Source organism: Subtercola boreus, assembly GCF_003399645.1.
Lineage (GTDB): Bacteria > Actinomycetota > Actinomycetes > Actinomycetales > Microbacteriaceae > Subtercola > Subtercola boreus_A.
In genome coordinates this window covers 95,230-117,300 of sequence record NZ_NBXD01000012.1, presented here as the reverse complement: position 1 = coordinate 117,300, position 22,071 = coordinate 95,230, and the positions used below count along the sequence as shown (strand labels likewise).

Sequence of the window (22,071 nt, the reverse complement as noted above, 5' to 3'; positions counted from 1 at the left end):
TCGTGCTCGTGCCGGGCCGGTCCGGCCCCCCTCGTGAGCATGCGCGATACTGCGCAGAAGGTCAACCCCGGGAACCTTCATCGGTCGTCGGCGGTTGCCTTCGGTCGGTGCGCCGGCGTTCACGCGGGCCGGGCTCGACGAGCGACGCACGCTTCAGGATGTCCCGGCCGAACTTCTCGACCACGCGGTCGACCGTGACCTCTGCATCGCGCCAGCCCGACGGCGGAGCGGACTCGTCGTCCCACAGGGAGGGCTGATGCACCGTCTCGCTCGCTTCGACCAGGTTCTCGGCGCGCACGCCGATCAGGCGGATGCGCTGGTCGAGCCCGACATGGTCGAACAGGTCGCGCGCCGCGTCGGAGATCGTCTGCGCCAGATCGGTCGGCTCGCCGAGCGTTCGCGACCGCGAGATCGTGGAGAAGTCGCTGAACCGCACCTTCAGGGCGACCGTCTTCGCCGCGAGGCCCGCCCGGCGCAGGCGCACCGCGACCTGGTCGGAGAGCCGCAGCAGTTCGAGCCGGAGCTGCCGGGGGTCGTGCATGTCGAACTCGAACGTCATCTCGTGCCCGATGCTCTTCTCCACGTGCTGCGTCACCACCGAGCGCCCGTCGTGGCCGTTGGCCAGGCGGTGGAGCTTCGTGCCGGATGCCTCACCGACCCGCGACACGAGCGTCGGCAGCGGGGTCGCAGCGAGGTCGCCGACGGTGCGGATGCCGAGTCGTGTCAGCGCCTCCGCGGTGCTGGCGCCGACCCCCCAGAGCGCCCCGACGGGCAGCGGGTGCAGGAAGTTCAGCGACTCGGCCCCCGGCACCACGAGCATCCCGTCGGGCTTGGCCCGGCCGGAGGCCATCTTCGCGATGAATTTCGTCGACGCAGCTCCCACCGAGCAAGTGAGCCCGGTCTCGGATTCGACCCGCGCACGCACCGCTCTGCCGATGGTCGAGGGCGAGCCCAGCAGGCGCCGGGCACCCGCCACGTCGAGGAACGCCTCGTCGATACTCAGCGGTTCGACCAGCGGCGTGACGTCTTGAAAGATGTTCATCACCTGGGCCGAGTAGTGCCGGTACCGCTCGTAGTGGCTCGGCAGCACGATCGCCTTCGGGCAGAGCTGCAGGGCGCGGGCGGTGGGCATGGCCGAGTGCACCCCGAAGCGCCGGGCTTCATAGGTGGCCGAGGTGACGACGCCGCGGCCGCCCGCTCCGCCGATGATCACCGGGAGCCCGCGGAGTTCAGGATGCTCGAGCAGCTCGACAGAGGCGAAGAACGCATCCATGTCGATGTGCAGCATGGTCGACGTGCCGTCGTCTTCGCCGCCGCCGAAGATGTGCTCGCCGGCACTCGGGGCCCGGCCCGTGGCAGCGCGGTCTGCCCCCGGCGCCTTCGAGCTGCCGGGCGGAGGCGTTCGCGAAGGGATCGGGGTGCGCGCAGGCACCGGCCGGGACTCCCACCCTGCCGCCCGCTTCGCCTCCGTCATACTCTCAGCCTAAGCGCGCCCAGCGACACCCGCCCCGGCCCCCGCCGCGCCCCCGGCCCGCACGCACCCACCCCCGCCGCGCCCGCGGCCCGCACCCACCCGCCCCCGCCGCGCCCCCGGCCCGCACCCACCCGCCCCCGCCGCGCCCGCGCCGAGGTTTCGCGGGTTCCGCGCCCATTTGTCGCATCCGCGCATGCGCGCGCACTCGCGGATGCGACAAACGACCGCGTATCCCCGCGCAGGAGCCCGCGGGGGCGCGGGGGCGCGGGGGCGCGGGAGCGCGGGAGCGTAGCGTCAGGAGGTGGAGCGCCCTCGGAGGAGTGCGGCGATTTTGTTCGCGGTGTTGAGGTTGCGGGCCGTGTAGACGGGGCCGAGCTGCTTCCAGAACGAGGCCGGGAGGCGGCTGTTCGAGATGCCGTCGGGGTGCCAGGAGTAGACCGCGTGCGGCCCCGTCGCCAGTACCTCGGGGAGGGTGCTGTCGGCGTCGGGGAGGGCGATCGCGGCGAGGGGGCCGGCCGCGCGGGGGTCGGCCGTGCGGGGGCCGGGGGTGCGGGATGCTCCACCCCGGGCATCCGGAGCCTGCGGCAGGAAGGTGACGACCAGCCGCGATGGGTCGGTGGCGACGTCGAGCAGCGGGTTCGCGTCGAGGATCTCGAGGAACTGCCCCGTGCCCAGCACCACGAACCCCGCACGAAAGCCGGCCCGGGCGGCGAACGCTTCTTCGATGGCGGCCACATCGGCGAGCGTGAGGTCGCGGGCCGCGTCGAAGACCACGTTGCCACTCTGCAGCAGCGTCTTCACGTCGGCGAAGCCGAGCCCCTCGAAGACGGCGCGGAAATCTGCCATCGGGATACGGTTGCCCACGCCGACGTTGATTCCCCGCACGAGCCCGACGTACGAGCCGCCGCCACCGGCTGAATCGGCGGCCGCGCCCTTGGCCGCGCCCGCACCGCTCATGACTCGGTCACCTGCCCGTCGGCCACGCTCCACTGGCGGTTCAGCGTGACCGTCTCGAGCATGCGACGGTCGTGCGTCACGAGCAGCAGCGTGCCCTCGTAGGCGTCGAGAGCCTGCTCGAGCTGCTCGATCGCCGGCAGATCGAGGTGGTTGGTGGGCTCGTCGAGCACGAGCAGGTTCACGCCGCGGGCCTGCAGCAGCGCGAGTGCTGCCCGGGTGCGCTCGCCGGGAGAGAGGCTGTCGACGGGGCGGTCGACGTGGTCGGCCCTGAGCCCGAACTTGGCGAGCAGCGTTCGTACCTCGGCGAGCGGCATCTCGGGCACCTCGGCCGCGACCGCCTCGAAGAGCACGGCGGAGCCCTCGAGCGACGCACGCGCCTGGTCGATCTCGCCGATGGCGACGCTCCGGCCAAGGGAGGCAGAGCCCGAAGACGGCGCCTGCGTGCCGAGCAGCAGGCGCAACAGGGTCGACTTGCCGGAGCCGTTCGGCCCGGTGATCCCGATCCGGTCGCCGCCGTCGACCTGCAGCGAGACCGGCCCGAGCGTGAACGAACCCTGCGTCGCCACTGCGCCGCTCAGCGTCGAGACCACCGCGCTCGATCGGGGCGCCGATCCGATCGTGAACTGCAACTGCCACTCCTTGCGCGGTTCGTCGACCTCGTCGAGGCGCGCGATGCGGCTCTCCATCTGGCGCACCTTCTGCGCCTGCTTCTCGCTCGACTCGGCGGCGGCCCTGCGACGGATCTTGTCGTTGTCAGGCGATTTCTTCATCGCGTTGCGGACACCCTGCGACGACCACTCGCGCTGGGTGCGCGCCCGGCCGACCAGGTCGGCCTTCTTCGCCGCGAACTCGTCGTAGTTCTCGCGCGCGTGGCGCCTCGCGGTCGAGCGCTCCTCGAGGAACGACTCGTACCCGCCGTTGTACACGGCGATGCTGTTCTGCGCGAGGTCGAGCTCGACCACGGTCGTGACGCACCGCGCCAGAAACTCTCGGTCGTGCGACACGAGCACCACTCCCCCACGCAAGCCCTTCACGAACGCTTCGAGACGCGCGAGCCCGTCGAGGTCGAGGTCGTTCGTGGGTTCGTCGAGCAGCACGAGGTCGAAGCGCGACAGCAGCAGCGCCGCCAGCGCCACCCGCGCAGCCTGCCCACCCGAGAGGCCGGTCATCGGCAGCGAGACGTCTGCTGCGAGACCGAGCTCGGCGAGGGTGGCGGGCATCCGGTCGTCGAGATCGGCGGCGCCGCTCGCCAGCCAACGATCGAGCGCAACCGAGTACGCATCGGCATCGGCCGCGTCGCCCGAACCGAGGGCCTCCGAGGCGCGTTCCATCTCGATCGTGGCGGCCGTGGCGCCGGTGCGGCGACCGATGTAGTCGGTGATGCTCTCACCCCGGATGCGCTCGTGCTCCTGGGGCAGCCAGCCCACGAAGGCGTCGGGCGGTGACAGCGACACGGTTCCCGCCAGCGGCTGGTCGACCCCGGCGAGCAGCCGCAGCAGCGTCGTCTTGCCGGCGCCATTCGCGCCCGTGAGGCCGACCACGTCACCCGGAGCGACGGTGAGGTCGAGCCCCGAGAAGAGGGTGCGGTGCCCGTGGCCGCCCGAGAGCGCCTTCGCGACGAGTGTTGCAGTCATGCGTACCAGTGTGGCAGGAAGGTGCGCTCTGCCCCATTGACCGTCCGTCGCCCGGCGACGATGATGAGAACCGGGGGTCGGGAAATGGCTCGAATGACGGCGACAGTGGGCGCTGTCGTGACGGCTGCGGCCGTCGCCGTCTCGCTTTGCGGCTGCGCCTCGGTCGGCTCCGGCAGCGCCGTGATCGGGGATGTCGCGTCCACGCCCCCCTCGGCTGCTGAGTCGTTCGAGACACCCACCGATCCGCCGGAGTCCACGATCGACCCGAACGCGGCCAAGCCCACGGGCGGCAGCATCTCCGGGGGGATGCCGCCGACGTCAGCCCAGGTCGAGGACTGGGTCAGGGAGAGCCCCGGCGAATTCCCGCAGCTCGACCGGATCTTCGTCACGACCGTGTCGCTCGACACGATCTCGGGTTTCACCAGTGGAACCCCGTACGGCTACGCACCCACAGACCTGGTCATCCTCGGGACCGGGGTGGGTACCTTCGTTCCCCAGTTCGGACAGGGTTCCACCTACACCTGGGGCACCCTCATGTTCGATGCGACGAACGGCCGGGTGATGGGCTCGTTCGCAGGCCCCGGCGACCCGCCGTGGGTTGTCATGCCCGGGTAGCCCATCCGGAGGGCGGCGCCCCTCGCACCCCCGTTCGAGTGAACGTGGGCCGAGACGGGCAGGGTCCCCCGCAGGCGGTCACAGCCGACCCTAAACTGAGACCCACCTGCAGGGGCGGGCACGCCCGTCGGCGCATCAGAGGGGGGCTCCACGTGGACCATTGGCTCGAGACCATCCCGGCCGTCGCGGTGCTTCTCGCCGTTGCCGTCTTCGTTGCGGTCGAGAGCCTGGGTGTGCCCCTACCCGGCGAGACGATCCTCGTCGCGGCCACGCTGGTGTCTCTCGAGGGCGCGGTCTCGCCCTGGCTCGTTGCACTCGCGGCTGCCGTCGGCGCGGTGATCGGCGATTCGGCCGGGTACGTCATCGGGCGCCGCTTCGGAGTGCGGCTGCTCATCATTCTGTCGAGACGCTTTCCGGCGCGGTTCAGCCCCGACAGCATCCACCGCGCCATCGGCGTGATGAACCGGTGGGGCGCCCTCGCCGTGTTCGGCGGGCGGTTCGTCGCGTTCCTCCGTGTGCTCATCGGGCCGCTGGCGGGAACGCTCCGGATGCCCTACCGCCGCTTTCTCGTCGCGAACGTCGCCGGGGCCGTCGTGTGGAGCGGTGCCGTGGTGCTGGTCGTCAGCCTGCTCGGCCGCGCAGCGGAGGAGCTCATCCACCAGTTCACCTGGGTCGCACTGCTCGCCGTGCTCCTCACGCTGATCGTCCTCGCCACCGTGTCGGTCTACCGGGCGCGCCGCCGCGCAGCTGCGCCAGCCGTGGCCCCGGGTGCGGCAGTACCAGCCGTGGCGCCGGGGCCGGCTGCGCCAGCCGGGTCGGCGCCCCAGACGCCCACCCCGCAGCATCCGGGGCAGGCCCAGAATGCCCCGGCCGCCGCCCTCACGATGAGCGACCTCTTCACCCCCGACGGCAGCCTCAGCCCGCTCGCCGCCTCGGCCGGCATCACGCCGGGCACCCCGGGCAGCGCCGCAGGCCCCGGAGTCGCAGGGCTGGCCGGCGTGGGCGCGGCGCTCGCGACCGTGTTCGCCCCTGTAGGCCGAGCCATCCGGCGCACGCCCTTCACCGCCGGGCTGTTCCTCGTCTTCCTGGTGCTGGCGATCGTCACCGGCGCCCTCTGGGACCCGATCTCCCGCCGCTCCTGGTACCCCGAGATCGCGTACGGTCTGCCCTCGTTCCTCGACGGCCACTGGTGGACCCTGATCACGGGTACGTTCTTCTCGCAACTGCCCATCCACTATGCGATCACCCTGGTCGGCCTGATCGTCGGCGTCGGCTGGGCCGAGCGCACGTTCGGCTCGTTCCGGGCCTTCGGCATCTTCGCGGGTGGCCAGATCGTGGCCGTCATCGGAACGGTCTTCTTTCTCCTCGCCTCGCGCTCGTTCGACAGCGATTGGGCGGCACAGCTGCAGGACCACTACGACGTCGGCCCCTCCGGCGGAATGTTCGCCTGCCTGGCGGCCGTTCTCGTGACCCTCCGCGCGCCATGGCGCCTCCGGCTGCGTTTCGCTCTGCTCGCCTTCGCCATCGTCTCGCTGTTCTACATCGGCACGATGGCCGACATCGAGCACTTCTTCGGTGTGGTCGTCGTGATGCTGGTGGTTCCGTTCGTGCAGCCCCGGGGCACGCGCGCCGGGCGACCGAGCAGCAGGGAGTGGCGCATCCTCGCCTTCGCCGGCCTGGTCATCCTCGCCATCGTCGAGGTCGCCGGCACTCTGCTGCCCTCCGACGACCCCACCACCACGGCCGCGCCGGGCGCCAGCACCTGGATCGACGTCGGTATCGACGTGCTGATCGTCGCACTCATCGCAAACGGGGTGCGCCTGGGTCACCGCCTGCCGTGGGTGATCGCGTTCGGGCTCGGGGTGTTCAACGTCATCGAGGTCATCGCCCTGCTGGTGTACGCCGTCGTGGCGGTGGATTTCTCGCCGAGTCTCTTCGAGGCCCTGACGAACTCCTCGCTCTGGATCGCGCTGCTGGTCATCCTGTGGCTCGGTCGCGGAGCCTACCGCGTACCCTGGCGCCGTTCGCGACGGGTCGTGCGACAGACGACGGATGCCCGCAAGACCCCGCTCGCCATCCTCACCACCGACGGCGGAGGCACCCTCTCGTGGATGACGATGTGGGACGAGAACCGGTATTTCGTCACCGCCGACGGCGCGAGTTTTGTCGCCTACCAGCAGCGATCGGGCGTAGCGCTCGCCCTCGGCGACCCCATCGGGCCGGCCGAGAACGTGGGCGAGACCATCGCCGAATGGGTGGCCGAGTGCGAACGCATCGGGCTCGCCCCGTGCCTGTTCTCGGTCTCCGATGCGACGCTCGCCGCCGCACCCGAGGGGTGGACGCACCTGCAGGTCGCCGAAGACACCATCATCGACCTGCCCACCCTCGAGATGACGGGCAAGAAGTGGCAGGCCATCCGGTCGGCCCTGAACCGTGCCGACCGCGAAAAGGTCACGTTCCGGATGACCGTGCTCGCCGATGAGCCCTGGGAGATCGTCTCGCAGGTTCGTGCGATCTCGGAGGAGTGGGTCGGCGACAAGGCGCTCCCCGAGATGGGATTCACGCTGGGCGGAGTCGACGAAGCACTCGACCCGCACGTCAAGACCGCGCTGGCTCTTGATGAATCGGGCACCGTTCAGGGCGTGCTCTCCTGGCTGCCGGTCTACGGTGCAGACGACACGGTGCGCGGTTGGACGCTCGACCTGATGCGCCGCCGCGACGATGGCTCGTTCCGGCCCGTCATGGAATACCTGATCGCATCGTCGTGCCTGCACTTCCAGGCCGAAGGGGCGTTGTTCGTGTCGCTCTCGGGGGCGCCACTCGCGCACGCAGCCGGGTACGAGGCATCCGGAATCGATGCCGTGCTCGACTCGCTCGGCAAGATGCTCGAGCCGCTCTACGGATTCCAGTCGCTGCACAACTTCAAAACCAAGTTCAACCCGCGCTACGAGCGGATGAGCCTGCTCTACCGCGACGAGGGTGATCTGCCCAAGATCGCGCTGGGGCTGACGCGGGCGTTCCTGCCGCACGAGTCGCTGCTCGGCATCGCGAAGATGGGGCTGCAGCGTTAGACCGGCGGCTCCTCACCGGGGTGGCGGGCATCCGGAACGGTTAGCCTGAGGGTATGGAATTCAGGTACCTCGGCAACAGCGGACTCAAGATCTCAGAGATCACCTACGGCAACTGGCTCACACACGGGTCGCAGGTCGAGAACGAGATCGCGCAGGCGAGCGTCGCTGCCGCGCTCGAGAACGGCATCACCACGTTCGACACGGCTGACGCGTACGCTGCCACGGCAGCGGAGAAGGTGCTGGGCAAGGCACTGAGGCACCAGCGCCGTTCCTCGATCGAGATCTTCACCAAGGTCTACTTTCCGACCGGCCCGGGCCCGAACGACACCGGCCTCAGCCGGAAGCACATCATGGAGTCGATCGACGGATCTCTCCGACGGTTGCGCACCGACTACGTCGACCTCTACCAGGCGCACCGCTACGACTACGAGACGCCGCTCGAAGAGACGATGACCGCCTTCGCCGACATCGTGCGCCAGGGCAAGGCGCTCTACATCGGGGTCAGCGAGTGGACCGCCCCGCAGCTGCGCGAGGCGTCGGCGCTCGCGCACCGGCTGGGCATTTCGCTCGTCTCGAACCAGCCGCAGTACTCGATGCTCTGGCGGGTCATCGAGGCCGACGTCGTTCCCGTGTCGGAGGAGCTCGGGCTCTCCCAGATCGTCTGGTCGCCCGTCGCGGGCGGTGCCCTGTCGGGCAAGTACAAGCCGGGCGCGGCGGTTCCGGCCGGCTCCCGAGCCACCGACAGCAAGGGCGGCGAGCAGTTCATCAAGCGTTGGCTCGACGACGAGACGCTCACTCGGGTGCAGAAGCTGCAGCCCATCGCCGACGAACTCAGCCTCACGATGGCGCAGCTCGCGGTGGCGTGGGTCCTGCAGAACCCGAATGTGGCGTCGGCGATCATCGGCGCGTCCAAGCCCGAGCAGATCGCGTCGAACGTGGCCGCCGCCGGAGTGAAACTCGAGCCCGCCGTGCTCACCGCGATCGACGAGGCCCTCGGCGACCTTGTCGAGCGCGACCCCGCCAAGACGGTGTCACCGGCGACACGGGTCGGCTAGGGCATCCGTGGATCGCGCGACACGCTTCTCGGTTCTGGGCCTCGCCGGCGGGTTCATCGTCGTCGTCGCTGCCGTGGTGAACGCGCTCACGCACGGGGTCTACGGCACGGCGCTGCTCGTCGTCATGATGGCCGCCATCGTCTTCGCGGCTGTGATGGTCATCTCGGCGCGACTGGAGCGGCGGCGCGTGCGCAAGCTCTCGGAGCCGCCGAAGCCGCTGCCGCCGACGATGCGGTTCCGGTAGGGCCGCGCTCCGGTAGGGCCGCGCTCCGGTAGGGCCGCGCTCCGATAGGGCCGCGTTCCGGCTCGGCGGGTTCCGGATGCCGCGGCTCAGGCCACTCCGCCTGACCCCGCCCTCACCGGAGCGTCGATACCGAGGCGTCGGAGTCGCTTGCGCGCCTGGGTCGCACTCGGGTCATCGTGCCCGAGCATGTTGCCGATGACCTTGAGCACAAGCTTCGTCGGCAGCTCGGCGGGCAGGGCGACAGGCCCGAGCCTCGCCGGTTTCAGCTTCAGCATGTCGCGGTAGAGCGGCGGAATCGACGCGACCGCTCCCTCGAAGAGCACGGCATAACCGGGCATCAGTGCCTTCGCGAGCGGTGGGCGGCGGATGAACTTCACCGCCTCCGCCACACGGTCGTCGCTCTTCAGCACGCCGGCATCGTAGAACGCCCGCAGCTGCGCGGCCAGTTCGGCCTCGGAGCGCGGCGGGTTCGGAACCCCCATCAGCTCCCCCGCTTTCGCCCACTCCCGCACGTAGGCGTCGGGGCCGCCCGGAATGGGGCTGCTCCAGAGTTTCGCCGTGGCGAGGAACGAATCGGTGAACGCGAGGTGCACCCAGGAGAGCAGCTCGGGGTCGTTCGCCGAGTACGGCTTCTCACGGTCCTGGGCGTCGAGGTAGCTGCCGACCACCTTCCCGTGCAGCCGCAGCACCCAGTTCGACGTCGAGATCGCGGTGGCAGTGTCGGCGTAGCTGACCGTGTAGATCCAGCGGATGGTTCCCGCAAGCCTGCCGAGCGGATCCTCCTTGTACCGCGACCAGTCGTGGACTCCGGCCATGGCGCCCGGGTGCAGTGCCTGCATGAGCAGCGCCCGCACACCCGCCACGATCGTCGCGGTCTGGCCGTGCACCGCCCAGGTCGCGGAGTCGGGGGCGAAGAACCCGGCATCGTCTCCCTCTTCGAGCTTCATCACCCATTCCGGCGATCCCTCCGGCTGGTTGGTGAAGGTCGAACGCAGCCGATTGCGCAGGGATTCGGGAAAGATACTCACCCCTCCAGTCTCGCCCCGCTTGGCGGGCGTGGCGCACCCTTGACGCACAACTCCCAGCCGGTTAAGTGGTGCGGGGGTGCGCCTCGTCGTTGGTCCGGTGCACGTCGCGCGCACGGCGTTTGGCGGCCCACAGCCCTGTCGTGGATCTCAGCGCGCGATGACCTCGACCGCTGCCGCGAACACCGCCGGAACCTTCGCAGCCACAGGGACGATCGCCCGCCTGAGGGGTGACTTCGACGCGAGGAGCAGCGCCATGGTGAACCGGTTGGCGGTTCCGGATGCCCGCCGCCACGCCCGCTCGTACGCCACCACCGGTCGTGCAACCGCTGCAGTCGCCGGTTGCGCGCCCGAGCCCGCACGCGCGCGAGGCACACCGCGGCCGTCATTGCCTCTGTGTTCCACGATCACCTTCACCGCGGCCGCAGCTTGCGCGAACCCCACCCGCATCCCCTCACCCGTCAGAGCATCGACATAGCCCGATGCGTCACCCACCAGCAGCACCCGGCCCGCCGAATGGGCCGCCACCCGCTGCCGCAGCACGCCCGCCCCGGCCACCGCACCATCGGTCGCAACACCCCGAAGCCGTTCGGCCAGTTCGGGTATCGTCTCGATTGCCGACTCGAGCTCCAGCCCCCGCGGACCCAGCAGCGCCACGCCCACCAACCCGTCGTCGACCGGGGTGACGTAGAGTTCGAAACCCTCCCCCCAGAACACCTCGACCCGGCTGCTCCACGGCGCGAGACGATAGTGTCGCCGCAGCCCGTAGCGCTTGACCGCGTGCGCGCCCGCCGCACCACCAGCACCGCCAGCACCGCCAGCACCTCCAGCTCGGGCCGGGGGCCGGGCCGCGGCCAGCTCCAGTCCGGCGAGCCGCCGCACGGTGGAGTGCAGGCCGTCGCAGCCGAGCAACCAGCGACCGCGGATGCTCGAACCGTCTCCCAGCGCGACCCGCACCCCCCGGGCATCCTGAACCAGCGAGGTGACCCGCGCCTCGGCGAAGTCGACGCCCAGCGAGACGGCCCGCTCGTGGAGCGCGCGCGAGAGCTCGGTGCGACGCACCCCACGCCCGCATGCTTCTGCGAAGTCGTGGGCCGCGACGTGACCACCGCTCCGATAGGTGATTCCTGTGATCGGATGCCCGTGCGGATCGATCCCGAGGCGCTCGAGTTCGGCGAGCGCCCCCGGCATCAGCCCCTCTCCGCACGCTTTGTCGACCGGCGACGGCCGCGGGTCGACGACGACCACCCGGAGCCCGGCGAGCCGCGCGCCGACGGCCGAAGCGAGCCCGACGGGGCCCGCTCCGACGACGATGACATCCGGATTCTGCATCGGCCCGCCCGGTCAGTCCTGCCGCGCTGCTTCGCTGAGCCCGAACGCCAATGCGCGGTCTTCGACCGGAATGCGGAAGCGGAAGAGCAGCACCAGATTCACCACGGTGAAGACGAGCGCGGTGATCCAGGCGGAATACACCAGAGGCAGAGCGACCCCCTCCGCGATGACGGCGACGTAGTTCGGATGCCGGAGGTACCTGTACGGCCCCCTCTCGACCAAGGGCAGGCCCGGAACGATGATCACGCGGGTGTTCCACCGCGAACCGAGCGTGCGGATGCACCACCAGCGAAGCCCCTGGCAGGCGAGGGCGATCACCAGCATCGGCCAGCCGAGCCACGGCAGGAAGGCCCGCTGCAGCAGGAACACCTCGAGCAGGCAGGCGAGCAGCATACCCGTGTGCAACGTGACCATGAACGGAAAGTGACCCCGCCCGAACTCCACGCCACCCCGCGCGAACGCCCACTTCGCGTTCTTCGTCGACACCGCGAGTTCAACGATCCGCTCGGCACCGGTTGCCAGGATGAGAGCGGCATAGAAGATCATCTGTCAGACGTTCTCAGGCCACTGCAGCAGAACGATCTCAGCGCACACCCCGGGCCCGAGAGCGAAGAGCAGGCCACGGTCGCCGGGCTCGAACCGATCCCGCTCGAGCGTGAGGGCGAGCACATGAAGGATCGATGCTGAAGACATGTTGCCCTTCTCAGCCATCGACTCCCAGCTGATATCGAGTGCCCCCTCCGGCAGCGAGAGCGCCGAGGCGAACGACTGCAGAACACGCGGCCCACCGGGATGCGCCAGCCACACATCGATGTCGGCCACCGAACAGCCGTGCTCGTCGAGAAAACCGACGACATCCGAATCGAAGTGCTCGTCGATCACGTCGGCCACACCGGCGGTGAGCACGATGCGAAACCCGCTCTCCCCGGGGTTGAAGCCGAGAACGGCTTCGGTGCCCGGGTAGAGCCGACTGCGCGAGTCGAGCACGTCGGGCCCGGTCACCGGCAGCTTCTCGGCCCGGTCGGCACCCGTCATGACCACTGCCGCGGCGCCGTCGCCGAACAGTCCGCTGGCGACGAGGTTGCCCATCGAATCGTCGCCCCGCTGCACGGTGAGCGAACAGAGCTCGACCGAAATGAGGAGGGCGACATCATCCGGATGCCCGACGAGGTAGTCGTTGAGCCGTGCGATTCCCGCGGCCCCGGCCACGCAGCCGAGGCCGAACATCGGAACCCTCTTCACGTCGGAGCGAAAGTCGAGCCGCAGCGCGAGAAGCGCATCCACCGATGGCGCCGAGATTCCGGTGACCGAGGTGAAGACGATGTAGTCGACGTCGCGCGGCTGCAGGTGTGCCTTGGCCAGCGCCGAGACCACCGCCTCCTCTGCCAGGTCGATGGCCGCGGTGATGAACAGACTGTTCGTCACCGTGAAGTTCATACTGCTGTCCTGGTACCACTCGTAGGGCATCACCAGGTGCCGACGGTCGACACGACTGTTCGCGTGCAGGCGGTTCAGCAACGCCCGTTTCGAGGTGTCGTTGGTGATGATCGGACCGAGCAGTTCTGTGATCTCCGACTGTGGGTACGAGTGAGGAGGGAAGGCTGCGGCAACACCCGCGATTCGTGGCATTTTTGCACGCTATCACGAGCTGACGGACTCGAAATGCGCGCTTGACCCCGGGGAGGGAGAGCGCTACCACCCACAACCCTGGGGCTATAGCTTGCTCGCCCGGCGATCAGGGGGAATGAGCGGCAGCGAGACAAGGGGCAGAACGGCCGTGATGGCGAAGGCACCGGCGAATCCGACGGCTCCGATCAGCACGCCGACGAGGGGTGCCGTAGCGGCAGCTGCGAGGTATTGCGCGGTGTTCTGGGCCCCCAGGGCACGGCCCGACCAGCCGGTTCCCGCACTTTCGGCGACCGCCGTGAAGGCCAACCCGTTGTCGGCGACGGTGACCGCAGAGGCGAGAACAATTCCGACGGCGGCGAATGCGGAGAGCTCGAACCAGTCCGTGAGGGCGAGCACCACCATCACGAGGCTCGCCGAGGCGGCCACCGCCTTCAGCGGGCCCATTCGGCTACCGACCCGGTCGGAGATCACCCCGACCAGAATGCGTCCGAACGCTCCCACCAACTGGGAGATGCCGACGACGAGGCCGGCGGCCAACGGCTGCCAGCCCTCGGAATTGATCAGCCATACCAGTGCGAAGGTCGACACCACGAACTGTGGCACAACGAGCAGCACGGACACCGTGTGGATGCGCCAGAGCAGCGAACTGGTTCGATAGGGGTTGACGGGCCGGGTCGGCACCGGCCCGGCCGCCGCTGTCGGCCCCCGCGGCGGATCGACGATGAAGACCAGGGCGAGCAACGCGGCGACCGAGACCACGACGAGCGGGAACACCAGCACGAGCGACACTCCCGCGGCTTCGGCGAGGGGCGGAATGACGATGGCGGCGATCGCCACCCCCAGAGGCTGCGCCATCTGCCGGATGCCCATCGCGAGCCCCCGCCGGTTCGAAGGGAACCAGCCGACCACCAATCGGCCTCCTGCCGCATTCGCGCTGGCGGCGCCCATGCCCGCGACGAGAAAGAAGAGCGCCGTGGAGACAAGGTCGTTCGACAGCACCGCCCCGAGAACAGCGAGCGCGGCTACGGCCAGGCCCGAGCCGATGACCCAGCGTTCGCCGACCCGGTCGGCCAGTGCGCCCCACAGAATGAGCGTGAGAACCATGCCCACCGAGGGCGCTGCGACGAGCAGCCCGGCTTCGCCCAGCGACAGGCCGCGCTCGGAGTTCAGCAGCGGCACCAGAAAGGCCGGCGTCGTGATCGCGAGCGAACCGGCGACCTGCGCGAACAGTCCGAGCGCGAGCATGGCCCAGGGGCGGAGGCCGAGTCGAACACCTGACCGCGGGGCCGTCGATGCGACGTCCTGATTCATGGCGAGCGTCCCTTCTGGCTGGCGTCCTCTTGGTATACCAAAATGGTATACCACCATGCTAGTCTCATCGACATGGCGGAAATGTCGCAGACGGCTCACATCTACGAGGAGCTGAGGCAGGGCATCCTGAGCCTTGCGATGCGGCCCGGCTCGAGGCTGACCGAACGCGGCCTGGAAGCGGAACTCGCCGCCTCCCGCACCCCCGTGCGGGCAGCGCTGATGCGGCTGGAGTCGGAGGGGCTTGTGCGGCGCGACGGCCGGGGGTGGATCGTTGCTCCCCTCGACCTCGATGAGGTGGGGTCGCTGATGGAGTTCCGGGAAGCCGTGGAGGTGGCCGCCACGCGGCTGGCGGCGGAGCGGGCGTCGAATTCCGATCTCGAGGCGCTCGGTGAGCTGATGCGCGCCTTCGACCCGCAGGGGTCACAGGAGGCGGGCCATCGCGGGGGAACAGACTTCCACGTCGAACTGGTGCGCCTGAGCGAGAATCCGTTCATGGTCGCCTCGATCGAAACGTCGATGATGAGACTCTCCCGCACGCGCTGGCTCGAAGTGCGAACCGAACAGTCCCGGGCTCTCGCGCTGGCCGAGCACCAGGGCATCGTCGACGCCCTCCGCTCACGCGATGCAGACCGGGCGGCGGGTCTCGCCGCAACGCACATCCGAAACACCCGTCAACGCCTGGTGCGCGCCGTCGACGAGCAACGCACCCTCACGCTGCGGGCCCTGGGTTTCGAGGTGCTCGGGCGGCCGAATGAGGTACGCCTCGGCACCTCGAGTTACCAGCCGAGCGTGCCCGGGGCGCCCTTGAACGGCCCCACCACGCGGGAGGTGATCCAGCCGCCATAGAAGTCGCCCTCCTGCCGGGTCACCGTTTCGCCGTCGACCGTGCAGGAATCCATCGAAGCCGGGTAGAGCGCGACCCTGCCCGCGAGGGACTCGAATCCCTTCGACGGGTTCGCGTAGTACCAGGCGGCCGACGGGGCGGTCTCGGTTCCGCCACGCACCGAGAGGTAGCCGGCCACACCTTTGAATTCGCAGAACGACGAACCCCGGGCATCCGTCAGCGCACCGGAGACGAACGCCGCCCGCGGAACGTAGTAGACGGGAGGGTGGCTCGTCTCGAGCACCCGCACCGAGTCGGTCGTGTCGAGAATTCTCTGCCCCCCGAGCACCACGACGATGCGCTCAGCACTCGGCTCGACCCGCGGGGGCCGTGGGTAGTCCCAGACCGATTCCTGGCCGGGTTGGGGTACGACGCGCTGGGCTGGAGAGGGATGCATGGGGCGAGGCTAAGCCTGCAACCCGAGAGCGGGCTTGGAGCGCGGCGCCCAGACGTCCCGTGCGAGCAGGGCCACCACGACCGACCCGCTCTTGGTCGACTGCCGACCGACCTCGGCGAATCCCAGGCGTTCGTGGAACACGAGCGAACCGGGGTTCGGCGGCTCGAGGTTCACCTCGCAGAACACCTCGGCGGCTCCTGCCGCCCGGGCGGTCGCGAACACACTTGCGTAGAGCACCTGTCCGAGCCCGCCACCGCGCGAACCCTCAGCGATCACGATGCGGTCGACGTAGAGAAAGCTGGTCGACCGAGCGGAGAACCACCGGTAGTTCTCACTCGCATACTCACGACCCGGCAGCAGGCAGATCACGAATCCGGCGAGCTGCTCCGGATGCTCGCAGTCGACGACGGCAAGCGATCCGTGGCTCGCCGCGATGAGAGCGCTGAGAGCCGGCTCATCGAGTGCATTGACCGCCGGCACGGCCGCGTTGTTCAACGCAAGGAGGTCGGAGAGGTCATCCTCGCGAAGGGGCCGGGTCTGCACGGTCATGTCCCAACGCTAATACGTACACCGTTTCGAGTCGCGCGGAATGCCTCACCCGACCGCGGGCTTTACTCTTGTGTCAGAAAGGACCCCCCATGGCCACCGACTGGATCAGCCTCCATCAGACCGCGCACGCGGAGTTCAGCACGCGTCTCTCGGCAGTCACCGACTGGGCAGCACCGACGCCCGACACCGAGTGGAACACGCACCAACTCGTCCAGCACGTCATCGAAGAGCAGCAGTGGGTTCCACTCCTGCTCGAGGGACGCACCGTGCGCGAGGCCAAGCCCCTCATCAAGCGTCTTGGCGACGACCTGATCGCCGAGTGGCACACGTACTCCGCGGCTGCCGCCGCTGCCTGGTCGAAGGCTGACCGTGAAGCCCCGGTGCATGTCTCGTACGGAACGATCCCGGCCCATGAATATCTGCGCGAGCAGGTCTCCGACGTCACCATCCACACCTGGGATCTCGCGCGCGCCACCCATTCGCCCGACATTCTCGACAGCGCCCTCGTCGAGGCGGTCTACTCGGTGTTCGAACCCCAGAAAGACACGCTCGAGGCCAGCGGGCTGTTCGAGTCGCCCGTGCCGGTTCCGGATGATGCCCCCCTCCAGTCGCGTCTCCTGGCGCTCACCGGGAGAGACGACCGCGGGTGAGGAATGCCGCAGTTCGCCCGAAGTACGCTATCGAGCTACCCGACCTGGGAGGGCTGAGGGCGCTCGTCACCGGCGGGAACTCCGGCCTCGGGTTCGAGACGGCGGCCCGCCTGAGCGCCGCGGGGGCCGACGTCGTCATCACAGCGCGGTCGGCAGAGAAGGGTGCGGCGGCGCTGGCTCGCCTGCGGGCGATCCGCGGCGACAGAGGCATCCGTTCTGGCGCCGTCTCGCTCGAGGCACTCGATCTCGCCGACCTCTCGTCGGTCGAGCGCCTCGCCGGGAAGGTCTGTGCCGACGGCCTGCCGCTGGACCTCCTGTTCAACAACGCCGGCGTCATGGCGGTCCCCCGCCGCACCCTCACCGACAACGGCTTCGAACTGCAGTTCGGCACGAACCATCTCGGGCACTTCGCCCTGACGGGACGACTGATGTCAGCGCTCCTGCGCGCAGACGCTCCCCGGGTCATCACGATGTCGAGCATCATGCACTGGATGGGCCGCCTGAACCTCGACGACCTCCAGAGCGAGAAGCACTACAACGCCTGGACGGCCTACGGGCAGTCCAAGCTCGCCAATCTGATGTTCGCGAAGGAACTCGGCCGCCGAAGCGCAGCGCTCGGCTGGCAGATCACCAGCGTCGCGGCGCACCCGGGCTTCAGCCGAACGAACCTGCAGTCATCGGGCCCCAACCTCGGTCGGAAGAAGCCGCACACCGCGGCCAGCCGCCTGTCGTCACTGCCCGGGATGTCTCAGTCGGCAGCCGAGGGAGCGCTTCCCGAACTATTCGCGGCGACGAACGCCGACGCGCTCAACGGAGACTACTACGGCCCTTCCGGCTTCCTCGAACTCACCGGAACCCCCGGATTCGCTCATTTCGCGAAACGCGCCGAGAACGAGAGCGCCGCCCGCCGACTGTGGTCGGCCTCAGAGCGCCTGACGGGCGTGACCTTCCCCCTCGACTGAAGACGGTTTCGATCAGCTGCGGCCTTCCGCGCAGCGAGGCGGATGCTTCCGGTTCACCGCGATCAGAACCCGAAGTCGCCGCCGAGATCGCCACCGAAGTCGCCGCCACCGTCGCCGAACCCACCACCGGGGTCGGAGCTGTAGTCGCCGCCCTCATCGGTGGAATAGTCACCGGACTGGTCACCGGACTGGTCGCCACCCTGGTCCGCCGAGGTGTCGGAGCCCTCGGCGTTCGTCTCGTCTCCGGCGTTCGCGTCAGCCGCCTGGTCCGTTCCGACGGAGTCCGGGATGAAGGCCTGCGCTATCGACGAGCCGATCACGTAACCGGCGACCGATCCGAGCAGGGAGCTGGCGAACATACCGCCGAACCCCATGCCGCCCGAACCCATGCCACCGGATCCCGCACCGCCGATCATCCCGCGCCCGCCGCCCGCAGCCGTACCGGCACCCTGCGCGCCGGTACCTTGCGCACCCGATCCTCGGAACGATTTCTCGAGCAGCCCGGGCTGCCGCAGCTCCGAGCGTGTGGCCGAACGGGCGAGCGCCGCCGGAGAATCATCTGCTGGCGTGTCGCCGACAGGGGCATTCTGGGTCAGCTCGGAGAAGATCAGGGCACGCTGCTCCGACGTGAGCCTGCCGAAGGCCTCCGTGTGAACCTGCTCGATGGTCTCGGGCGGCGCGGTGCGCAGCAGATAGCGGTACCGCTCCACCGCGATCTCGTCGTCGGTCTTCGCCGGCACGGCGGTGCCCGAACCGCCCTTCGCACCCGAGCCGCCACTCACACCTGAGCCGCTGGCTGCGGCGCGTTCTTCAGGCGCATCGTCGCGGCCCAGAAGACGATCGAGAAAGCCCACAGTTCTTCTCCTCCACATTTGCGAAGATGCTCGCGTTCTCCACAGATTCGCGCACCCCGCTGCCCGGTCCGGCAGCCAGTACCCACGCTAGAGCGTGACATCGAGTAACTGCTGAAGGAAGGGGCACCGATGACAACGCCCCTCCGAAGGTCGACCAACTGGACGTGGCCGATACTTCCCTCACGCCGTACGGCTGATCGGCCTGCCCATGATCGCCGTCGTCAGCGCCTCGACCGGCTCAGCCGCCGCCAGCGGGTTCGACAGCAACCGAAAATCGACGTGCCCGAGCTCCGGCAGCCCGAACCTCGGCCCCACGATCACGAGGTCATCGGGTATTAGCGATTGCGGAAAGACGGCGATACCCAGACCTGCGCGCACAGCAGCGAGCATACCGTTGACCTCGCGGGTGTTGCAGGTGATCCGCCAGGTGCGGCCGCCATCCTCGAGGGCATCGATCGCGCTCTGCCGACTGATGCTCGGAGCCTGGTAGACGATCAGCGGCACAGGCGCACCGTGCTCGACGAGCGTCTTCTCCTGGCCGACCCAGACGAGGGTGTCCCGCCTCACGAGGGCACCCTCGTCGGAATCGGAGAGCCGCTTGATGAAGATGAGGTCGAGCTGCCCGCTCTTCAGCCGGCGATAGAGCTGGGTGCTCTGGTTGACGGTCAGCTCCAGATTGATCTGGGGGTACAGCTGTCTGAAGTGCCGGAGAATCCGCGGCAGCTGGGTGATGGCCAGGTCGTCGGCAGCGCCGAACCTCAACCGACCCCGCATCGCCGACCCCGAGAAGTACGCCTCCGCCGAGGAGTGCGCCGCGAGGATGGTGCGAGCGAACCCCGCCATCGCATCGCCGTTGTCGGTCATCCGCACATCCCGGGTGTCGCGAGCCACCAGCTGACGGCCCGCCGCCTCTTCGAGCTTGCGGATGTGCTGGCTCACGGTGGGCTGGCTGATGCCCAGACGACCCGCCGCCAGGGTGAAACTCCGTGTTTCAGCTACAGCAAGGAACGTCGACAACAGCACCGGATCGAACATCTGGCAGGCCTTCCATTCGAATATGCAATGAGAGTAATAGGGTCAATTCACCGTAACAATGATGATCGCACCGGTAGCTTCGAAGAAAGACATTTACTCGAAACGTATTTAGGTTCCTTCTGTGACTCCCCCGTACTCCCACGCTCTGCCGCACACCGCCCCCATAACGATCATCACGGAACGCCCGCTCTGGCGAGACACCCTCGTGTCGCTGCGCATCCGCAACTACCGACTGTTCACCTTCTCGAACATGGTCTCGATGACCGGCACCTGGATGCAGCGCATCGCCCAGGACTGGCTCGTGCTCGAGCTCTCCGGGAGCGTCGCCGCAGTGGGCATCACGGTTGCGATGCAGTTCGCTCCGATGCTCTTCTTCGGGCTGCTCGGCGGGGTGTTCATCGACCGGCACTCCCGACGGGCCATCCTGCTGGCGACCCAGCTGGCCCTGTTCGTGTTCGCGGCGCTGCTCGCTGTCCTGACCCTCACCGGGGTGGTCGAGGTGTGGCATGTCTACATCATCGCCTTCCTGGTCGGCAGCGTCACGGTCTTCGACAACCCGGCCCGCCAGGTGTTCGTGAACGAACTGGTCGGGCCCACCTACCTCCACAATGCGATCAGCATCAACTCGTCGGTGTTCCAGCTCGGTGGGCTGGTGGGCCCTGCGATCAGCGGGGTGCTCCTGGTGGCGGTGGGCGCCGGTTGGTCGTTCGCCATCAATGCCGTGAGTTGCCTGTTCGTCGTGGGCGCGTTGCTTCTCCTTCGGGTTCAGGAGTTGCACCCGACTGCGCAGGCGGTTCGCGCGAAGGGCCAGCTGCGCGAGGGGCTGAAGTACGTCGCTTCGAAGCCCGCGATCCTGTGGACGGTCATCATGGTCGCTGTGCTGTCGCTCTTCACCTTCTCGATGCCCGTGCTGCTCGCTTCGTTCGCGAACGACGTGTTCCGGGTCGGTGCCGGCGGGTACGGGCTCTTCAACTCCCTGCTTGCGATCGGAGCTTTCACTGGGGCGCTGGCCTCGACGCGCCGGCGTGGCATTCGCCTTCGAACGGTGATCATCAGCGCCGGAGTCTTCGGGCTGCTGCAGGCCACGGCCGGGTTCATGACCGGGCAGCTGTTCTTCTCCCTCGTGCTTGTGGGAGTCGGGTTCGCGAACCTCCTCTTCATCACCGGGGCGAACTCGCTCGTGCAGCTCTCCTCCAACCTCGCAGTGCGCGGCCGTGTCATGTCGGTCTACGTGCTGGTTCTGCTCGGCGGCCAGGCGATCGGTGGGCCCCTCATGGGTTTCATTGTCGAGACCTGGGGCGCACACGTCGGAATGGCGATCTCGGGGATGGTGCCGGTGGTCGCGGCGTCTACGATCGGCGTCATCCTCGCCCGCCAGGGCCGCCTGCGCCTGCGCGTGCACCTCCTGCATGCTCCCCGGTTCGTGAGCATCGAGCCTGCTCCGGATGCCCGGCCGGCCGGCCCCGCTACAAGCACCATCCCCGTCGAGGTCACCGTCGGATCGGGGGCACGCTGACGCACCGCTGCGCTGCGCTGCTGGTGCCCGTGACACACGCAGGCCGGTGCGGGCGCGCGCCTGAATGACGACCCGGGCCCGAAGTGGCAGGATTCCACCATGACCACCTCTGGCGCCTCCGCCGTACCACTGATGCACCGCTCCGCCGCTCGGGTCGCCTGGATGCTCGTGATCGGGGTGGCCGCGGCACTGGTCTCGGGGTTGCTCGGGTTCTGGGAGGGTGCAGCGGTCGTCGGCTGGGTGTGCGCCTCGGCGACCTACGTCGTGTGGGTCTGGGTGCGAACGCACAACACCTCCGCCGAACAGACGGCAGCTCACGCAACCCGCGAAGACCCCTCGCGCGGGGCGAGCGAGCTGCTCATCCTGCTCTCGAGCCTGGCCAGCATCGCCGCTGTCGCGATCGTGCTGCTCGTCACCCAGGACGCCAGCGGCGTGGCACGCTTCGCCGTGGGGGCCCTGGCCGTTCTGAGCCTCACTCTGTCGTGGGCCCTGGTGCACACACTGTTCATGCTGCGATACGCGTCGCTGTTCTACCGGGGAAACGACGGGGGCATCGACTTCAACCAGAAGGAGCCGCCCCGCTATAGCGACTTCGCCTACATCGCCTTCACGATCGGCATGACCTATCAGGTCTCCGACACCTCCTTCCAGTCGAGCGACCTTCGATCGACAGCACTCCGACACGCCCTGGTCTCGTACGTCTTCGGCGCCGTCATCCTCGCGGCCACCATCAACCTCGTGGCGGGCCTGGCGGGCTGACCGCGCCCTCCCACCGCATCCCGCGCTCTCCCGGGCACCCATTCAGGCTGAGGGGCCCGGCGTCGATACCTGCCGCCTCGCGGCCCGTGGGGCCTGAATTACGGCCCGGTGCAATCGCC

General features: G+C 68.8%; 21 protein-coding genes. 9 read left to right on the top strand and 12 right to left on the bottom strand.

What is annotated here, in order from left to right; genetic code table 11:
• Positions 1–61: 61 nt before the first annotated feature.
• From B7R24_RS05215 to B7R24_RS05200, 3 genes are all read right to left on the bottom strand, one after another.
• The gene (locus B7R24_RS05215; protein ID WP_437123507.1) at positions 62–1,474 is read right to left on the bottom strand and encodes a DNA polymerase IV; all 1,413 of its coding nucleotides are present in this window, start codon (positions 1,472–1,474) and stop codon (positions 62–64) included.
• Positions 1,475–1,768: 294 nt separating this feature from the next.
• Positions 1,769–2,431, bottom strand: a complete 663-nt coding sequence (locus B7R24_RS05205; protein WP_116417918.1) for a DUF1697 domain-containing protein — start codon at positions 2,429–2,431, stop codon at positions 1,769–1,771.
• Complete coding sequence (locus tag B7R24_RS05200) at positions 2,428–4,065, bottom strand: ABC-F family ATP-binding cassette domain-containing protein (protein ID WP_116417917.1); 1,638 nt, start codon at positions 4,063–4,065, stop codon at positions 2,428–2,430. Before B7R24_RS05200 ends, B7R24_RS05205 begins: the two co-directional genes overlap by 4 nt.
• A gap of 93 nt (positions 4,066–4,158) precedes the next feature.
• On the opposite strand from B7R24_RS05200, the gene B7R24_RS05195 reads away from it, so the two are divergent.
• The 4 genes from B7R24_RS05195 (at position 4,159) to B7R24_RS05180 (ending at position 9,050) form a co-directional block, all read left to right on the top strand.
• Entirely contained in the window at positions 4,159–4,680 is a 522-nt protein-coding gene (locus tag B7R24_RS05195; protein WP_147303968.1) for a hypothetical protein, read from the top strand.
• A gap of 152 nt (positions 4,681–4,832) precedes the next feature.
• Complete coding sequence (locus B7R24_RS05190; protein ID WP_147303967.1) at positions 4,833–7,751, top strand: rhomboid family intramembrane serine protease; 2,919 nt, start codon at positions 4,833–4,835, stop codon at positions 7,749–7,751.
• Positions 7,752–7,804: 53 nt separating this feature from the next.
• Positions 7,805–8,806 (top strand): aldo/keto reductase family protein, encoded by a 1,002-nt coding sequence (locus B7R24_RS05185; protein WP_116417914.1) that lies wholly within the window; start codon positions 7,805–7,807, stop codon positions 8,804–8,806.
• A 7-nt stretch (positions 8,807–8,813) separates the two neighbouring features.
• A complete protein-coding gene (locus B7R24_RS05180) occupies positions 8,814–9,050 on the top strand; it encodes a hypothetical protein (RefSeq protein ID WP_116417913.1) in 237 nt (78 codons plus the stop codon).
• An 86-nt stretch (positions 9,051–9,136) separates the two neighbouring features.
• On the opposite strand, the gene B7R24_RS05175 is transcribed toward B7R24_RS05180, so the two are convergent.
• The 5 genes from B7R24_RS05175 to B7R24_RS05155 all read right to left on the bottom strand — a co-directional run bounded on the left by B7R24_RS05175 (position 9,137) and on the right by B7R24_RS05155 (position 14,347).
• Positions 9,137–10,078, bottom strand: a complete 942-nt coding sequence (locus B7R24_RS05175) for an oxygenase MpaB family protein (RefSeq protein ID WP_253259278.1) — start codon at positions 10,076–10,078, stop codon at positions 9,137–9,139.
• A gap of 147 nt (positions 10,079–10,225) precedes the next feature.
• Positions 10,226–11,407: an NAD(P)/FAD-dependent oxidoreductase gene (locus B7R24_RS05170; protein ID WP_116417912.1), complete on the bottom strand. Its 1,182-nt coding sequence runs from the start codon at positions 11,405–11,407 to the stop codon at positions 10,226–10,228.
• Positions 11,408–11,419: 12 nt separating this feature from the next.
• Positions 11,420–11,953 (bottom strand): isoprenylcysteine carboxyl methyltransferase family protein, encoded by a 534-nt coding sequence (locus B7R24_RS05165; RefSeq protein WP_116417911.1) that lies wholly within the window; start codon positions 11,951–11,953, stop codon positions 11,420–11,422.
• Between the two features lie 3 nt (positions 11,954–11,956).
• Complete coding sequence (locus B7R24_RS05160) at positions 11,957–13,036, bottom strand: type III polyketide synthase (RefSeq protein ID WP_116417910.1); 1,080 nt, start codon at positions 13,034–13,036, stop codon at positions 11,957–11,959.
• A gap of 84 nt (positions 13,037–13,120) precedes the next feature.
• Positions 13,121–14,347, bottom strand: coding sequence for an MFS transporter (locus B7R24_RS05155; RefSeq protein WP_216363620.1), 1,227 nt, complete (start codon positions 14,345–14,347; stop codon positions 13,121–13,123).
• A 72-nt stretch (positions 14,348–14,419) separates the two neighbouring features.
• Between B7R24_RS05155 and B7R24_RS05150 the strand changes: the two genes are divergently transcribed.
• Positions 14,420–15,193 (top strand): GntR family transcriptional regulator, encoded by a 774-nt coding sequence (locus B7R24_RS05150; protein ID WP_216363619.1) that lies wholly within the window; start codon positions 14,420–14,422, stop codon positions 15,191–15,193.
• On the opposite strand, the gene B7R24_RS05145 is transcribed toward B7R24_RS05150, so the two are convergent.
• Together B7R24_RS05145 and B7R24_RS05140 are read right to left on the bottom strand one after the other, a co-directional pair.
• Positions 15,124–15,627 carry a DUF427 domain-containing protein gene (locus B7R24_RS05145; RefSeq protein ID WP_116417908.1) on the bottom strand — a complete coding sequence of 168 codons (504 nt, stop codon included), beginning with the start codon at positions 15,625–15,627 and terminating at the stop codon, positions 15,124–15,126. The genes B7R24_RS05150 and B7R24_RS05145 overlap by 70 nt on opposite strands.
• A 9-nt stretch (positions 15,628–15,636) precedes the next feature.
• The gene (locus tag B7R24_RS05140; protein WP_116417907.1) at positions 15,637–16,176 is read right to left on the bottom strand and encodes a GNAT family N-acetyltransferase; all 540 of its coding nucleotides are present in this window, start codon (positions 16,174–16,176) and stop codon (positions 15,637–15,639) included.
• 89 nt (positions 16,177–16,265) lie between these two features.
• Between B7R24_RS05140 and B7R24_RS05135 the strand changes: the two genes are divergently transcribed.
• Positions 16,266–16,826 (top strand): TIGR03086 family metal-binding protein, encoded by a 561-nt coding sequence (locus tag B7R24_RS05135; protein ID WP_116417906.1) that lies wholly within the window; start codon positions 16,266–16,268, stop codon positions 16,824–16,826.
• The gene (locus B7R24_RS05130) at positions 16,823–17,788 is read left to right on the top strand and encodes an SDR family oxidoreductase (RefSeq protein ID WP_253259277.1); all 966 of its coding nucleotides are present in this window, start codon (positions 16,823–16,825) and stop codon (positions 17,786–17,788) included. The genes B7R24_RS05135 and B7R24_RS05130 overlap by 4 nt, the downstream gene beginning before the upstream one ends.
• Before the next feature lie 62 nt (positions 17,789–17,850).
• Here B7R24_RS05130 and B7R24_RS05125 read toward each other — a convergent pair whose 3' ends face one another.
• Positions 17,851–18,642: a hypothetical protein gene (locus tag B7R24_RS05125; protein WP_116417905.1), complete on the bottom strand. Its 792-nt coding sequence runs from the start codon at positions 18,640–18,642 to the stop codon at positions 17,851–17,853.
• Positions 18,643–18,822: 180 nt separating this feature from the next.
• On the bottom strand, positions 18,823–19,677 hold the full coding sequence (locus tag B7R24_RS05120; RefSeq protein ID WP_116417904.1) for a LysR substrate-binding domain-containing protein: 855 nt from the start codon (positions 19,675–19,677) through the stop codon (positions 18,823–18,825).
• Positions 19,678–19,798: 121 nt separating this feature from the next.
• Between B7R24_RS05120 and B7R24_RS05115 the strand changes: the two genes are divergently transcribed.
• Positions 19,799–21,193 (top strand): MFS transporter, encoded by a 1,395-nt coding sequence (locus B7R24_RS05115; protein WP_116417903.1) that lies wholly within the window; start codon positions 19,799–19,801, stop codon positions 21,191–21,193.
• 99 nt (positions 21,194–21,292) lie between these two features.
• Positions 21,293–21,952 carry a DUF1345 domain-containing protein gene (locus tag B7R24_RS05110; RefSeq protein ID WP_253259276.1) on the top strand — a complete coding sequence of 220 codons (660 nt, stop codon included), beginning with the start codon at positions 21,293–21,295 and terminating at the stop codon, positions 21,950–21,952.
• The last annotated feature ends 119 nt before the right edge of the window (positions 21,953–22,071 follow it).